Origin of the sequence: Cryptosporangium phraense (assembly GCF_006912135.1) — a bacterium.
GTDB classification, from domain to species: domain Bacteria; phylum Actinomycetota; class Actinomycetes; order Mycobacteriales; family Cryptosporangiaceae; genus Cryptosporangium; species Cryptosporangium phraense.
The window spans coordinates 200,253-214,886 of record NZ_VIRS01000003.1 but is presented as its reverse complement, the minus strand read 5'-3'; the positions used below and the strand labels follow the sequence as shown (position 1 = coordinate 214,886).

Annotated in this window: 12 protein-coding genes; 9 read left to right on the top strand and 3 right to left on the bottom strand. The window is 73.9% G+C overall.

All coding sequences use genetic code 11. The features are described from left to right. Window positions 1-3 precede the first annotated feature (3 nt). From iolB to FL583_RS05655, 3 genes are read left to right on the top strand one after another with little or no spacing between them, the layout of a single operon-like run. The gene (gene iolB, locus FL583_RS05665) at window positions 4-867 is read left to right on the top strand and encodes a 5-deoxy-glucuronate isomerase (RefSeq protein ID WP_142703387.1); all 864 of its coding nucleotides are present in this window, start codon (window positions 4-6) and stop codon (window positions 865-867) included. Then, window positions 864-2,726, top strand: coding sequence for a 3D-(3,5/4)-trihydroxycyclohexane-1,2-dione acylhydrolase (decyclizing) (iolD, locus tag FL583_RS05660; protein WP_142703386.1), 1,863 nt, complete (start codon window positions 864-866; stop codon window positions 2,724-2,726). Before iolB ends, iolD begins: the two co-directional genes overlap by 4 nt. Continuing rightward, window positions 2,723-3,694: a Gfo/Idh/MocA family protein gene (locus FL583_RS05655; RefSeq protein WP_142703385.1), complete on the top strand. Its 972-nt coding sequence runs from the start codon at window positions 2,723-2,725 to the stop codon at window positions 3,692-3,694. The genes iolD and FL583_RS05655 overlap by 4 nt, the downstream gene beginning before the upstream one ends. Here FL583_RS05655 and FL583_RS05650 read toward each other — a convergent pair. Then, window positions 3,647-5,176, bottom strand: coding sequence for a GGDEF domain-containing protein (locus FL583_RS05650; RefSeq protein WP_142703384.1), 1,530 nt, complete (start codon window positions 5,174-5,176; stop codon window positions 3,647-3,649). The genes FL583_RS05655 and FL583_RS05650 overlap by 48 nt on opposite strands. Window positions 5,177-5,250: 74 nt before the next feature. On the opposite strand from FL583_RS05650, the gene FL583_RS05645 reads away from it, so the two are divergent. After that, complete coding sequence (locus tag FL583_RS05645) at window positions 5,251-6,225, top strand: PfkB family carbohydrate kinase (protein ID WP_142703383.1); 975 nt, start codon at window positions 5,251-5,253, stop codon at window positions 6,223-6,225. On the opposite strand, the gene FL583_RS05640 is transcribed toward FL583_RS05645, so the two are convergent. After that, window positions 6,210-6,461: a hypothetical protein gene (locus FL583_RS05640; RefSeq protein ID WP_142703382.1), complete on the bottom strand. Its 252-nt coding sequence runs from the start codon at window positions 6,459-6,461 to the stop codon at window positions 6,210-6,212. The two genes, FL583_RS05645 and FL583_RS05640, sit on opposite strands and share 16 nt — an antisense overlap. Before the next feature lie 253 nt (window positions 6,462-6,714). On the opposite strand from FL583_RS05640, the gene FL583_RS05635 reads away from it, so the two are divergent. From FL583_RS05635 to FL583_RS05625, 3 genes are read left to right on the top strand one after another with little or no spacing between them, the layout of a single operon-like run. Continuing rightward, window positions 6,715-8,178: an MFS transporter gene (locus FL583_RS05635; RefSeq protein WP_142703381.1), complete on the top strand. Its 1,464-nt coding sequence runs from the start codon at window positions 6,715-6,717 to the stop codon at window positions 8,176-8,178. Next, window positions 8,175-9,443 (top strand): hypothetical protein, encoded by a 1,269-nt coding sequence (locus FL583_RS05630; RefSeq protein ID WP_142703380.1) that lies wholly within the window; start codon window positions 8,175-8,177, stop codon window positions 9,441-9,443. The genes FL583_RS05635 and FL583_RS05630 overlap by 4 nt, the downstream gene beginning before the upstream one ends. A gap of 46 nt (window positions 9,444-9,489) precedes the next feature. Continuing rightward, window positions 9,490-10,788 (top strand): MFS transporter, encoded by a 1,299-nt coding sequence (locus tag FL583_RS05625; protein WP_142703379.1) that lies wholly within the window; start codon window positions 9,490-9,492, stop codon window positions 10,786-10,788. A gap of 61 nt (window positions 10,789-10,849) precedes the next feature. Here FL583_RS05625 and FL583_RS05620 read toward each other — a convergent pair whose 3' ends face one another. Next, a complete protein-coding gene (locus tag FL583_RS05620) occupies window positions 10,850-12,631 on the bottom strand; it encodes an ABC transporter ATP-binding protein (RefSeq protein ID WP_142703378.1) in 1,782 nt (593 codons plus the stop codon). 80 nt (window positions 12,632-12,711) lie between these two features. On the opposite strand from FL583_RS05620, the gene FL583_RS05615 reads away from it, so the two are divergent. Both FL583_RS05615 and FL583_RS05610 read left to right on the top strand, forming a co-directional pair. Next, entirely contained in the window at window positions 12,712-13,128 is a 417-nt protein-coding gene (locus tag FL583_RS05615; protein WP_276611563.1) for a MarR family winged helix-turn-helix transcriptional regulator, read from the top strand. Continuing rightward, window positions 13,125-14,576: an amidohydrolase gene (locus tag FL583_RS05610; protein ID WP_142703377.1), complete on the top strand. Its 1,452-nt coding sequence runs from the start codon at window positions 13,125-13,127 to the stop codon at window positions 14,574-14,576. Before FL583_RS05615 ends, FL583_RS05610 begins: the two co-directional genes overlap by 4 nt. Window positions 14,577-14,634 lie beyond the last annotated feature (58 nt).

Below are 14,634 nucleotides of genomic sequence, written 5' to 3'. Positions count from 1 at the left end.
GACATGATGAGCGACTGGTTCCGGCCCGCGGGCTCGGCCGCCGCCGACGGGTTCGACGCGGTGATCACCCCGGAGTCCGCCGGCTGGGCTTACTCCTCGCTGAGGATCCTCACCGTGGGCGAGACCCGGGAGATCGCTACCGGCCCTGAGGAGATGCTGGTGGTCCCGCTCTCCGGCGGCCTCTCCGTCTCGGTCGGGAAGACCACGTTCGCCCTGTCCGGGCGCGCGAACGTGTTCGCCGGGCCGAGCGACTTCGCCTATCTCCCGGTCGGCGTCACGGCTGTCCTCCAGGCGGACGCGACGGGGGCGCGCGTCGCGCTCTGCGGGGCGCGGACGGACCGGGAGTTGCCGTTCCGGTACGGCCCGGCGGACGACGTGCCGGTCGAGCAGCGTGGTGCGGGCTCGGCCAGCCGGCTGGTGCGCAACTTCGGCACGATCGGCGCGTTCGAGACCGGCGCGCTGATCGCCTGCGAGGTCGTGACGCCGTCCGGCAACTGGTCGAGCTATCCCGCGCACAAGCACGACGAGGCCGGCCCGGACGAGTCCGAACTGGAGGAGATCTACTACTTCGAGATCGCGCCCGGGCCGTCCGGCGAGCCCGGGTTCGGCTACCACCGCACGAGCTCCTCGGCCCGCGGCCCGATAGACGTGCTGGCCGAGGTGCGCGACCGGGACATCGCACTGGTGCCGTACGGGTGGCACGGCCCGTGCATGGCCCCGCCCGGTTTCGACATGTACTACCTGAACGTCATGGCCGGTCCGGGCGCCGAGCGCGCCTGGCTGATCTCCGACCATCCGGACCACGCCTGGGTGCGTGCCACCTGGGCGTCCCAGCCCCTCGACCCGCGGCTAGAGGAGATGCGATGAGGCTCACCGTTGCCCAGGCCACCGTCAAGTTCCTGGCCGCCCAGTACTCCGAGCGCGACGGCGTCCAGCAGCGCCTGATCGCGGGCTGTCTCGGGATCTTCGGGCACGGCAACGTGGCCGGCCTGGGCCAGGCCCTGCTGCAGGCCGAGCTCGAGGACCCGGCGCAGATCCCCTACGTCCTCGGGCGCAACGAGCAGGCGATGGTGCACACCGCGGTCGCCTACGCCCGGATGAAGGACCGGCTGCAGACGTACGCGGTCTCGACGAGCATCGGCCCGGGCGCGACGAACATGATCACCGGGGCCGCGCTGGCGACCGTCAACCGGCTGCCGGTGCTGCTGCTGCCGGCCGACACGTTCGCCGACCGGTCGGCCGCGCCGCTGCTGCAGGAGCTCGAGGTGCCGTGGTCGGGCGACGTCACGGTCAACGACGCGTTCCGGCCCGTGTCGCGGTACTTCGACCGGGTCCAGCGCCCGGAGCAGCTGCCCTCGGCGCTGCTGGCCGCCATGCGGGTGCTCACCGACCCGGCCGAGACCGGCGCGGTGACGATCTGCCTGCCCCAGGACGTCCAGGCGGCCGCGCACGACTGGCCGGACGAGCTGTTCGAGCGGAGGGTCTGGCGGGTCGCGCGCCCGCTGCCCGAGCGATCCGTGCTGGAGGAGGCGGCCGCGCTGATCCGGAACGCCCAGCGGCCGCTGATCGTCGCCGGGGGCGGTGTCGGCTACTCGGCGGCGTCCGAGGAGCTGGCGCGGTTCGTGGAGGCGACCGGCATCCCGGTCGGCCTGACCCAGGCCGGCAAGGGTGCGCTCCCGTTCGACCACCCCCAGTGCCTGGGCGCGATCGGCTCCACCGGCACCACCGCCGCCAACGCGATCGCCCGCGACGCCGACCTGGTGATCGGCGTCGGGACGCGGTACTCAGACTTCACGACGGCCAGCCGCACGGCGTTCGCCGCCGACGGCGTCCGCTTCGTGAACGTCAACGTGGCCGCGATCGACGCGGTGAAGCACGCGGGCCTGGCCGTCCGCGCGGACGCGCGGGAGACGTTGGCGGCGCTGGCGCCGCTGCTCTCCTCCCACTCGGTGGCCGACGCCTACCGGGAGGAGTACGCGGACCTGGACGCGGCCTGGGCCGCGACCGTGGACCGGGCCTACCACTCCGGGGACGAATTGACCCAGAGCGCGGTGATCGGCGCGGTGAACGACCTCTCCGACCCCCGGGACGTCGTGGTCTGCGCGGCCGGTTCGATGCCCGGTGACCTGCACAAGCTCTGGCAGACCCGGGACCCGAAGGGCTACCACGTCGAGTACGGCTACTCGTGCATGGGCTACGAGATCGCCGGCGGGCTCGGCGTGGCCCTGGCCTGCCCCGACCGGGACGTGTTCGTGCTGGTCGGCGACGGCTCCTACCTGATGATGGCGACCGAGCTGGTCACCGCCCTGCAGGAGGGGCTGAAGGTCATCGTCGTGCTGGTGCAGAACTACGGGTTCGCGTCGATCGGGGCGCTGTCGGAGTCGCTGGGCTCGCAGCGGTTCGGCACCCGCTACCGCTACCGGACGACGTCCGGGCGGCTGGACGGGGACCTGCTCCCGGTGGACCTGGCGGCCAATGCGGCCAGCCTCGGGGTGCCGGTGATCCGGGCCGCCTCCCGCGACGAGCTGGCCGAGGCGATCGGCGTCGCCCGGAAGTCCCCGACCAGCACCGTCATCCACGTCGAGACCGATCCGTTCTCCGGCGGGGCGCCGGACTCGGAGTCGTGGTGGGACGTGCCGGTGAGCGAGGTGTCCGACCTGGAGTCGACCCGGGCGGCCTACGCGACCTACGCGGCGCACAAGGCCGCGCAGCGGCCGTACCTGTGACCGACCTGCGGGTGGCCGTGGTCGGCGTCGGGATCATGGGCGCGTACCACGCGACCGCGCTGGCGTTCCGGACCGCGGGCGCCCGGGTGACGGTGGTAGCCGACCCCTCGGCCGAGCGGGCCGCGGCGGTGGCCGCGACCGTCGGCGCCCGGGTGGCCACCGACGCTCGGGAGGCGATCGCGGCCGACGACGTGGACGCGGTCGTGCTGGCCTCCCCCGGGCCGGCCCACGAGGAACAGGTGTTGGCGTGTCTGGCCCGGGGCGTGCCGGTGCTCTGCGAGAAGCCGCTGACGACCGAGAGCGCGTCGGCGTACCGGCTGGTCCGGGCCCCTCGCTCGGAGCTGGTCCAGGTCGGCTTCATGCGCCGGTTCGACACCGAGTACCGGGCGCTCCGGGAGCTGGCGGTGTCCGGGGAGATCGGCGCGCCGCTGCTGCTGCACTGCGTCCACCGGAACCCGGCCCAGCGGCCGGCGTTCGACTCGACGATGATGCTGCGCGACTCGCTGGTCCACGAGGCCGACGTCACCCGGTTCCTGCTCGGTGAGGAGATCGTCGCGGTGACCGTGGTGCGGCCGCGGGCGTCGTCGGCGGCTCCGGCGGGCGTCAGCGACCCGATGCTCGTGCTGTTCGAGACGGCGTCGGGCCGGCTGGTGGACGTCGAGCTGTTCATGCGGACGGGCGTCGCCTACGAGGTGCGGACCGAGCTGGTCGCCGAACGCGGCAGCGCGGTGATCGGCCTCGACCAGGGTCTGCTGACCCGTCGGGCCGGTGGGGCCTGGGGCGGTGCGCTCTCGGCCGACTTCCTCGAGCGCTTCGGGCCCGCCTACGACGCCGAGCTGCAGGCCTGGGTGGCGGGCGCCGGCGGTCCCGGCGTCTGGGACGGGTACGCGGCGGTGGCGGTGTGCGAGGCGGCGGTGGAGTCAGAGCGCACCGGGGAGCGGACTCTGGTCCGGCTGGAACCGCGCTAGGTCGTCGGCGACCACGACCCGGTTGCGGCCGTCGTTCTTGGCCCGGTAGAGGCACTGGTCGGCCCGGACCGTGAGCTCGTCCGGCGTCCGCGCGTGGGCGGGCAGCAGCGCGACGCCGATCGATGCGGTGACCGGCACCGCGACCCCGTCGCCGACCGGGAACGCGGTGCCGGCGACGGCACGCCGGAGCCGCTCGGCCAGCGCGGACGCCATACCTCGGTCGGTGTTCGGCACCAGCACCGCGAACTCCTCCCCGCCGTACCGGGCCACGACGTCCCCCGACCGGGTGCAGGCGGCCAGACGCGCGGCGACCTCGCGGAGCACGAGGTCACCGGCCTTGTGCCCGTACCGGTCGTTGACGTCCTTGAAGTGGTCGACGTCGGCCAGCAGCACGCCGATCGTGCTGTCGTTCCGGACCGCCCGTCCGTACTCCAGGGCCAGCGCGGCCTCGAAGAACCGCCGGGTGCGCAGTCCGGTCAGCGCGTCGGTGATGGCCAACCGGCGCTGCGCGGTGAGCAGGACGTTCATCCGCAGCGTCACGAGCACGAACAGCGTCGCGCAGACCCCGGTGACCAGCGGCACGTGCAGCGGCTCACCCCGCACGTACTGGGCGAACTCGGCCGCCGGAGCCAGCAGCGAGACTCCGCCGAGCAGCAGCAGCCGCCGCGCCGAGCCCTCCTGCAGCCGGTCCGGCGAGGGCGTGCCGACCGTCCGCATCGACGGGTGCAGCGCCGCGGCGGAGACCAGGATCGCCGCCCCGACCCAGACCAGTTCGAGCAGCCGCAGCGGCCGGTAGGTGCCGTTGAGCGTCGTCAGGTCGAACAGCGTGTCGGCGAACAGCCAGAGCCCGAGGTAGCCGCCGAGCAGCCCCAGCGCCGGGCTCGCCTGCCCGCCGCCGAAGTACATCCGCACCCCGACCGCGACCAGCACCAGGTCGCCGACCGGGTAGGCGGTCACCACGATCAGCGCGTCGAGGCCGGTGGTCCCGCCGGTCAGCGGGGAGATCACGAAGATCCACGACAGCATCGCCGCCGCGACGACCACGATCCCCACGTCGATCACCGCGACGTCGGCCCCGCGGCCGAGCGAGGCCCGGCCCGCGGACGCGCGGCGCGCCCAGAGCAGCACCGCGACGAACATCAGCGGGTAGCGGCCGAGGTAGAACAGGTCCGGCGGGCCGGGGAACGGCCAGGGCGAGCCGTAGCCGCTGGCCAGGTAGTTGACCGCGTCGGCCACCGCCCCGCAGATCTGCGCGGCCGCGATCAGCAGCCAGGGGGCCGGACGCTCCGGCCGGAACCGCCGCACGCCGGCCACGATCGCCACCGCGCCCAGCGCGTCAGCCCCGACGACCAGCCCGAGCCGCACCGGGTAGCCGCCGGCGAGATACGCTCCCGCGGCCACGACCAGGACCGCGAGCAGCACGGCACTGCTCCGCTCGACCGGCAGGCGCCCGGGCCGGGTGCCGGCGGGCGAATCGCGCACACACACCTCCCCACCCGCCGGTTCCATCGGGTCGAGACGTCCTGACCTGAGCAGTTGGTCGGTAGGTTGGAGGGGTGCCGGGCGCGACGGTGTACTCCCTGGAGAGCATCCTCGTCGACCTCGCGATCACGGTGCCCGCGCTCCCCGAGCGCGGCGGCGACGTCCTGGCCACCGCGGCCCGCACGAACCCGGGCGGTGGCTTCAACCTCGCGTCGGCCGTGGTGCGGCAGGGGGTCCGGTGCGTCTACGCGGCGCCGCACGGCACCGGCCGCTACGGCGACGTCATCCGGGCCGCGCTGGCCGAGGAGGGCGTCGCCTGGACGATCGCCCCGCGGCCGGTCGGCGACTCGGGCTACTGCGTCGTGCTGGTCGAGCCGGGCGGCGAGCGCACGTTCGTCACGGTGGCCGGGGTCGAGGCCGGGCTCACGACGGACGACCTCAGCGGCGTCGCGCCCCGGGCCGGTGACGCGGTCGTCGTCTCGGGCTACGACCTGGCCTACCCGGGCAGCGGTCCGGTGCTCGCCGACTGGCTGCCCGGCCTGCCGGACGGCGTCCTCATCGCGTTCGACCCCGGGCCGATGGTGCTCGAGGTTCCTCCGGACCGCCTGGCGCGCACGCTGACCAGCGTCGATCTGCTGACGCTCAACCAGCGTGAGGCCCGGATGCTGACCGGCGCGCCGTCGGTCGTCAGCTCCGACGAGCTGGATGTCGGCCTGCTGGACGCCGTCCGGCGGGCCGGGGTGGCCGACGGGGCGATGATCGTGCTCCGGGCCGGGCGGCACGGGTGCGCGGCGACCGGCGGGTCGCTCGGCCGGCGGGTGCTCGCGGTGCCGGCGCCGGTCGTGCGCGCGGTGGACACGACCGGGGCCGGCGACGTGCACACGGCGGTGCTGCTGGCCCGGCTGGTCACCGGGGTGCCGGTGGAGGACGCGCTGGTCGACGCGGTTCGGGCGGGCGCGTTGGCGGTGCAGCACGCCGGCTCGGCGACCGGACCGACGCTCGCCGAGTTACGGTCTTACGCTGAGGTCGAGGGTCATCCGGACGGATAGCGCGTGGAGAGCCAGCGGGCGACGTCCGGCGCGGCCGCGACCTCCTCGGGCTCGTGGACGAGGTGGAAGCGGTCGTCGCCCTCCGGTGCGTCCCGCCGGACGTCGGCGACCATGACGTCGAGGCGCGCGGTGTAGTGCTGCATCACGAGCGTGTCCCGGCGTGGGCGGCCGACCACGACCGCGTCGTCGATGCTGGTCGTCTCGACGTTGGACGGCGGGCCGATGCCGATGATCATCGGTTTGACGGTAATTGTCCCCATTCACTCAGGTGAACACCGGTCGGGTGCAACGGGGGGCGACACGCCGGGGTCGCTCGTGACTCAGTACACAGCGCAATGATTTGACGCTCGGCAGTCACCGACCGCACTCTTGATCGAGTCAGAAGCCGGACGTGGGGGTCCGGTTCTTCGCTCCGCCACTGGCGTCGAGCTTCTCTTCCGGAAGGGCCGATTCACCGTGACCGCTGTCGTGGGGGCAGCGCGGTCCCGCATGTCCGCGCAGGTGTTGTTCTTTCTCAACGGGGCCGTGTTCGGTACCTGGGCCGCCCGGATTCCCGACGTCTCGGCGCGGGTCGGGGCGTCGCACTCGGCGCTCGGCACCGCGCTGTTCTGCGTGTCGCTGGGGGCGCTGGTCAGCATGGTGCTGGCCGGCCGGTGGTGTGCGCGGTTCGGCGCCGGACGGGTCGCCGCGCTGGCGTCGGCGGGGGCGGCGGGTTCGCTGATCGCGCCGGGGCTGTGCACGTCGGTGACGGGGTTGTGCGTGGCGCTGGTCTTGTTCGGGGCCGCGACCGGGGCGGCCAACGTGGCCGCGAACAGCCTGGGGGTCCACCTCGGACGCCTCCGGTCGAGGCCGGTGATGTCGGCGTTGCACGCGGGCTTCAGTTTCGGGGGCCTGACCGGAGCCGCGATCGGCGGCCTGGCCGGCGCGGTGCCGGTTCCGCTGCACTTCGCCGCGGTCGCCGCGATCGGAGCCGCCGCCCTGGCGACGATCACCCCCGCCCTACGAGCCACCGACCGATCCGCCGCCCCCACGGACGCGCCGGGCCGCGCGGACGGGGGCCGGGTCAGGGGTGCAGAGGGCGGGGGGCGGGGGGCGGTGGCGTTGATCGTGGTGCTCGGGGCGGTGGCCGGGTGTACGGCGTTCGCGGAAGGCGCGCTGTCGGACTGGGGTGCGCTGCACCTGCGGGAGACGCTCGGCGCCGACCCGGCGACGGCCGCCACGGGCTACGCGGCGTTCTGCCTCGCGATGGGGTGCGGTCGCGCGCTCGGCGCCCGCTGGATCGTCCGCTACGGCGACGCCCGCATCCTGATCCTCGGTACGCTCGCCGCCGCGATCGGCGCGACCGCCGCCGCCTACACGCTCTCGGTGCCGATCGCGATCGGCGGCTTCGTCCTCGTCGGACTCGGTCTGGCGAACGTCTTCCCGCTCGTGATCGGACGAGCCGGCCTCCTCGGCGGCCCGCGCGGCGTCGCGCTGGCCTCGACCGTGGGCTACAGCGGTCTGCTCGGCGGCCCGCCCGCGATCGGGTTCCTCGCCGCCCACGCCGGCCTCCCGGCCGCGCTCTCGACGATCACCGCGCTGGCGCTCGTCGCGACCGTGCTGTCCGCGGTCGTCGCGGTCGAGCTCCCGGACTCGACGACGGTCGCCGCCGCCCTCCGCGCCCGGGCCCGCCGCGCCACGACGACCGCCGTCGCCGACCTGGCCCTCCTGACCGACCCCACCGACCACGCCACCACCGACCGCGCGTCCACCGACCACGCGTCCGCAGAGCGCGCGTCCGCAGACGGCGCTCGAGTCGGCCGACCGCTCGCCCGGCCCGTCCCGGCCGGCGCCGCCGCCGCGGCCGCCCTCCGCGGGCCGGCCGACGCGTCGGCGAGCGGCCGCGGCGGCGCGATCCGGCCGCACCCCGGACTCGAATTCCTCGTCCCCGATCCCTACGGAGGGACCGCGTGACCATCCTCGACACACCCGCCCCCACCGAGACCCGCCCTCCGATCCGACGGGCCCTCCTGGTCGGCGTGAGCTACATGATCCCGTTCGTCGCGACCGGCGGCTTCCTCCAGGCCCTGGGCCTGCTGCTCGCCGGCGACGCGGTCACCGGGCCGGCCGACGATCCGGCCGGCAGCCCGGTGCAGCACCTCGGCGTTCTCGCGTTCCACCTCGGAACGCTCGCGTTCGGCCTGCTCGCCCCGGTCCTCGCGGCCGCGGTCGCGTACGCGCTCGCCGGACGCCCCGGCCTGGTGCCCGGCCTCACCACCGGCCTCGCCGCCGCCACCCTCGGCACCGGCTTCCTCGGCGGACTCCTCGGCGGCGTCCTCGCGGGCCTGGCCGCCCGCCTGGTCACCGCGGCCGTCGAGCGGGTCCGCTCCCCCGGGTGGACGCGCGGCCCGCTGGCGATCGTCGGCACCCCGCTGCTCACGACCCTGCTCGCGGGCGGCCTGATGCTCGGCGCGGTCGGTCCGCCGCTGGCCGTGGTCACCACCGCGCTCGGACGCGGGCTCGGCAGCCTCGGCCAGACGTCGGCGATCGGGCTCGGGGCGGTCCTCGGCGCGATGATCGCGAGCGACCTCGGCGGCCCGATCAACAAGATCGCCTACACCTACGCCGCCGGCGCGCTCCTCGGCCCGGCCGCCCTCACGACCCCGATGACGACCGCCGCGCTCAGCACCCCGGCCGCCGCCGCCGGCCCGCACCTCGCCGTAACCACCGGCGCCCTCACTGCCCCGACCACTGCCGCGACCGGCGGCCCCGCCGCAATCGCCGCCGGAGGCACGGCCGGCGGCGCCATGGCCGCGGTCATGGCGGCCGGAATGTGCGCCCCGCTCGCGCTCGCGCTGGCCACCCGCCTCCGCCCGTCCCTGTTCACCCCGGCCGAACGCCGGCACGCCCCGGCCGCCTCGGCGCTCGGCGCGCTGTTCGTCACCGAGGGCGCGATCCCCTACGCGGTCGCCGACCCGGCCCGGGTCCTCCCGGCCGCCGTTCTCGGCTCGGCCACGGCCGGCGCGGTCGCGCTCGGCGGCCACGCGACGCTCGGCGTCACCCACGGCGGCGTGCTCGCGCTCTTCGCCGCCGGCCACCTGCTGGTCTTCGTCACCGCGGTCACGGTCGGCACGCTCGTCACGGCCGCCGCCGTCCTCGTCGCCAAGGGCTCGAAAACTGTGACGCGCGCCAAACGCGTGGCCAATCACACCGGGGCCGCACCCCAGACCCCGGTCTGACCAGCGCACCCTGGTAAAGGATCGATTCAGCTCGAAAGGAACTCCCGTGTCTTACCCGGCGACGGTGCGCAGCGCCTGGATCGTCTGGACCGTCGGACTCGCCACCTACTTCGTCGCCATCTTCCACCGCTCCTCGCTCGCCGTGGCCGGCCTCGTCGCCACCGAGCGCTTCGACATCAGCGCCGCCCAGCTCGCCACGTTCACGATGCTGCAGCTCGCGGTCTACGCGGCCATGCAGATCCCGGTGGGGCTGCTCGTCGACCGGTTCGGCTCCCGGTCGATCCTGCTGACCGGCGCGGCGATCCTGACGCTGGCCCAGGCCGGCTTCGCGGTCGCCGACTCGTACAGCGCCGCGCTCGTCGCCCGGCTGTTCGTCGGCATCGGCGACGCGATGACGTTCATCTGCGTGCTGCGCCTGGTCAACGCCTGGTTCGCGCCCGGACGCGTCCCGCTGATCACCCAGCTCACCGGCGTCGTCGGGCAGCTCGGGTCGATCGTCGCCGCGGTGCCGATGACCTGGGCCCTCGGTCACCTGGGGTGGACCGCGGCCTACGGGATCGCGGCCTCGTTCGGCCTGGTCGCGGCCCTGGTCGCGCTGATCGTCCTGCACGACCAGCCCGGCACCCGGACGCTCCGCGGCCCGCGTCTCTCGCTCACCGCGATCAAGCGGAGCCTCACCACGTCCTGGCAGCAGCCCGGCACCCGGCTCGGCTTCTGGGTGCACTTCACGACGCAGTTCGCGCAGAACGCGTTCGCGCTGCTCTGGGGCTATCCGTTCCTGGTCAAGGGCGAGGGCCTGTCCCCGACCGTCGCGTCGGTGCTGCTGACGCTGATGGTCGTGTCGCTGATCGCGGCCGGCCCGGCGATGGGCTGGTTCACCGGACGCCACCCCTGGCAGCGCTCGACGCTGGCGCTGGCGATCGTCGGCGTGATCGCGACCGCCTGGACGGTCGTCCTCGCCTGGCCGGGCCGGGCGCCGCTCGGCGTGCTGATCGTGCTCGTGATGATCATCGGGCTCGGCGGCCCGGGGTCGATGATCGGCTTCGACCTCGGCCGGACGTCGAACCCGATCGAGCGGCTGGCCAGCGCCACCGGCATCATCAACCAGGCCGGTTTCGTCGCGAGCCTCACCGTGGTCGTCGCGATCGGCGCGATCCTCGACTGGCGCACCCCGGCCGGGGGCACCGACTACACCCCGGACGCGTTCCGCTGGGCGATGTCGTTCCAGTACGTGCTCTGGGCGCTGGGCGCCGTGCAGATCTGGCGCTACCGGGTGCGAGGACGCGCCCACGCCTTGCGACTCGACCCGCTGGCCCGTACCCGCACCGCTCTACAGCCCACTTGACAAGAAATCGGGGTCATCCCGGCTGGAATGACCCCGATTTCTCGTCTCTTTGCGGGTGGCCTCATGCCGCGAGCGCCAGCGTCGCGTAGCGGCCCTCGGCCGCCACCAGGTCCTCGTGCGACCCGGACTCCACGATCCGCCCGTGGTCCACCACCGCGATCCGGTCCGCGTTGCGCACGGTCGAGAGCCGGTGCGCGATCGTCACCGTGGTCCGTCCGACCGACAGCGCGTCGAACGCCTGCTGCACGGCCCGCTCGGTCGTGTTGTCGAGCGCGCTCGTGGCCTCGTCCAGCACCAGGATCCGCGGGTTCCGCAGCAGGGTCCGGGCGATCGCGATCCGCTGCTTCTCACCGCCGGAGAACCGGTAGCCCCGGGACCCCACCATCGTGTCGTACCCGTCCGGCAGCCCGACGATCAGGTCGTGGATCTGCGCCGCCCGGGCCGCGTCCTCGATCTCCGCGTCGGTCGCGTCGGGCTTGGCGTAGCGGAGGTTCTCCCGCACGGTCGTGTGCAGCAGGTAGGTCTCCTGCGAGACGACGCCGACGATCGACGAGAGGTCGGTCAGCCGAAGATCCCGCAGGTCGACGCCGTCGATCGTGATGCGCCCGGCCGACGGGTCGTAGAGCCGGGCGATCAGCGAGGCCAGCGTGCTCTTGCCCGATCCGGTGGCTCCGACCAGCGCCAGCGTCGAGCCGGCGGGCACGTCCAGCGACACCCCGGCCACCGCGGCGACGTCGTTCCCCGGGTAGGTGAACGTCACGTCCTCGAACCGCAGATGCCCGGCAACGTCGGACAGCACCACCGGCGCCTCCGGGTCGGCCACCTCCACCGGCAGATCCAGGTACTCGAAGATCCGGGCGAACAGCGCCAGCGACGCCGCGATCGACACCCCGGTGTTCAGCAGCGCGGTCAGCGGCCGGAACAGCGCGCCCTGCAGGGTCGTGAACGCCACGATCGTTCCGATCGTCATCGACGGAGCCAGCCCGGCGCTCAGGTAGATCACCGCGGGGATCGCGGCGAAGATGATGCTCATCGTGGCCATCCGCCAGCGACCGGCCAGCTCCGACCGGAGCTCCAGGTCGATCAGCCGGGACGACGACTCCGAGAAGCGCCGCACCAGCATCGACCCGGTGCCCATCGTCTTGGCGAGCTGAGCGCCCGAGACCGAGAGGCCCTCCTCGATCGTCACGTTCAGGTCGGCGAGCTCGCGCTGGCGCTGGGCGGTGATCGCCTGACGCATCCGCGCGACCCGCCGGGTCAGGTAGATCGCCGGCGGCAGCACGACGAGCGAGACCAGCGAGAGCCGCCACGACAGCGCGACCATCGCGACGACGGTCGCGACCACGGTCGTCAGGTTCGACGCGATCGAGGTCGCGGTCGACGTGACGACGGTCTGCATACCGCCGATGTCGTTGGTGATCCGGGACTGCACCTCGCCGGTGCGCGTCCGGGTGAAGAAGCCGATCGACTGCCGCTGCAGGTGCGAGAACACGTCGGTGCGCAGCCGGTGCATGACCTGCTGCCCGACCGTCGTCGAGATCCAGGTCTGGACGACGCCGAACGCGGACGTCACGGCGGCGACGGCGACCATGCCGACCACGAGCCAGGACAGCAGGCGGAGGTCCCGCGAGGGAAGCGCGACGTCGATGACCTCGCGCAGCAGGAACGGGGAGGCCAGCGAGACCACCGACGACGCCACGATGATCGCGGTGACGACGGCGAGCTGGCCGCGGTGGGCGGTGAACAGGGAGACGATGCGGCGCAACGAGACGTTGCGGGCCTGGGCCTTCTCGGCCTCGGACAGTTTGCGGAGGCCGCTCCGGCGGCCAGTAGGCGTATCCAAGTGGGTTCCCTTCGGTTCGATTAATGCTGAGGTTACCTCAACATGAGGGAACAACAGAACCCCCTGGTACGGTATTCCCCGTGATCGACGACGCCGCCGAGAGCCTGTCCGAGGCCTTCTGGTCGGTCGCCCGCCAGCTCCGGCACTTCACCAAAGAGGCGCTCGAGCCCTGGGACATCACGCCCGGCCAGTTCCGCGCGCTCGGCGTGCTCGTGCGTCACGGCGCGATCCGGCTGTCCGCGCTCTCCGAGCACCTGCGCATCGCGCCCCGCTCCACCACCGAGGTCGTCGACGGCCTCGAGCAGCGCGGGCTGGTCGAACGGCAGCCCGATCCGAGCGACCGGCGTGCCACGCTGGTCGCGGTCACCGACTCGGGGCGCGAGGTCGCGGCCGCGATCATGCGGGCCCGCCGGGCCGAGGGCGACCGGATGTTCGGCGCGCTCTCCCCCGTCGACCAGGCCGAACTGGCCCGGATCCTCTCGCTCCTGCGCACATGACGCTGCTGTCGAACGTCCGCCTGGTGCCCGTACGCGGACCCGCGCCGGACGGACCGGTGGACGTCCGGATGACCAACGGACGCGTGGCCGAGGTCGGGTCCCTGTCGCCGGACGGCGACGAACTCGTGGTGGAGGCCGGCGGGCGGTGGCTGATCCCCGGCCTCTGGGATCAGCACGTGCACCTGCGCCAGTGGGCGCAGGCGAGGCTGCGCCTCGACCTCAGCGGGGCCACGAACGTCGAGGAGGCCGTCCGCCTCGTGACGGACGCGCCCGGGAGCGCCGTCGTGGTCGGCGCCGGATTCCGGTCCGCGACCTGGCCGGCCCAGCCCACCACGGCCGATCTGGACGTCGTGGGGACGCCGGTGGTGCTGATCAGCGGCGACGTGCACACGGGTTGGCTGAACAGCGCGGCCTGGCAATGGCTGGGGCTGGCCCCGCGCCCCGGGGTGATCGACGAGAGCGAGTGGTTCGCGCTCGTGCCGCGGCTGGAAGCACTGCTCGCGGCCGACCTCGACGCGGCCTACCGGTCGGCCCTGGACGCGGCGGCGGCGCTGGGCGTGGTCGGCATCGGCGACATGGAGTTCGAGCCGGGGTTCCGGGAGTGGCCGCGCCGGGTCGCGGCCGGGCTCGGCGGGACGCGGGTGCGGGTCGCGACCTACGCCGACGGTCTCGAGGACGTGATCGCCGCGGGCCTGCGGACCGGGTCGCCACTCGGCGGCCTCGTGACGATGGGGCCCCTCAAGATCATTTCGGACGGTTCGTTGAACTCGCTGACCGCGCGGTGCTGCGAGCCGTACGCGGACGGCCGGCTCGGGATCCAGAACTTCTCGTACGCCGAGCTGGTGGAGTTGCTCGGGCGCGCGGCCGCGACCGGGCTGGACGTGGCGCTGCACGCGATCGGCGACGCGGCGCTGACGACCGCGCTCGACGCGTTCGAGGCGACCGGGGCGTCCGGTGGGATCGAGCACGTGCAGCTCGCCCGGTTCGACGAGTTCGCCCGGATGGCCCGGCTCGGGCTGCGGGCGTCGGTGCAGCCCGCGCACCTGCTCGACGACCGGGACGTGGCGCTGCGGATCTGGCCGGATCGCGCCGACCGGTGCTACGCGTTCGGGTCGATGCTGGCCGCCGGGGTGCCGCTCGCGCTGGGGTCGGACGCGCCGGTCTCGCCGCTCGACCCGTGGCTGGCGATGGCGGCCGCGGTCCACCGCTCGGCCGACGACCGCGAGCCGTGGCTCCCGTCGGAGGCGTTGACCGTCGCGCAGGCCCTGGCCGCGAGCGTCGACGGCGCACCGACCGTGCAGGTGGGCAGCCGGGCCGACGTCGTCCTGCTGGACGAGAACCCCCTCGCGCCGGTAGCGGGCGGCACCGCGGCCGCCGCCACGCACCTGCGGGCCCTGCGGGTGGCCGCGACCTTTGTGGACGGCCACCCGACGCACCTCGCGCTCTGAAATCCGCCGAACTCCGGGCGCCGCCGGGGCGAAAGTGGTGAGGTGCAGTGAGCGGCGA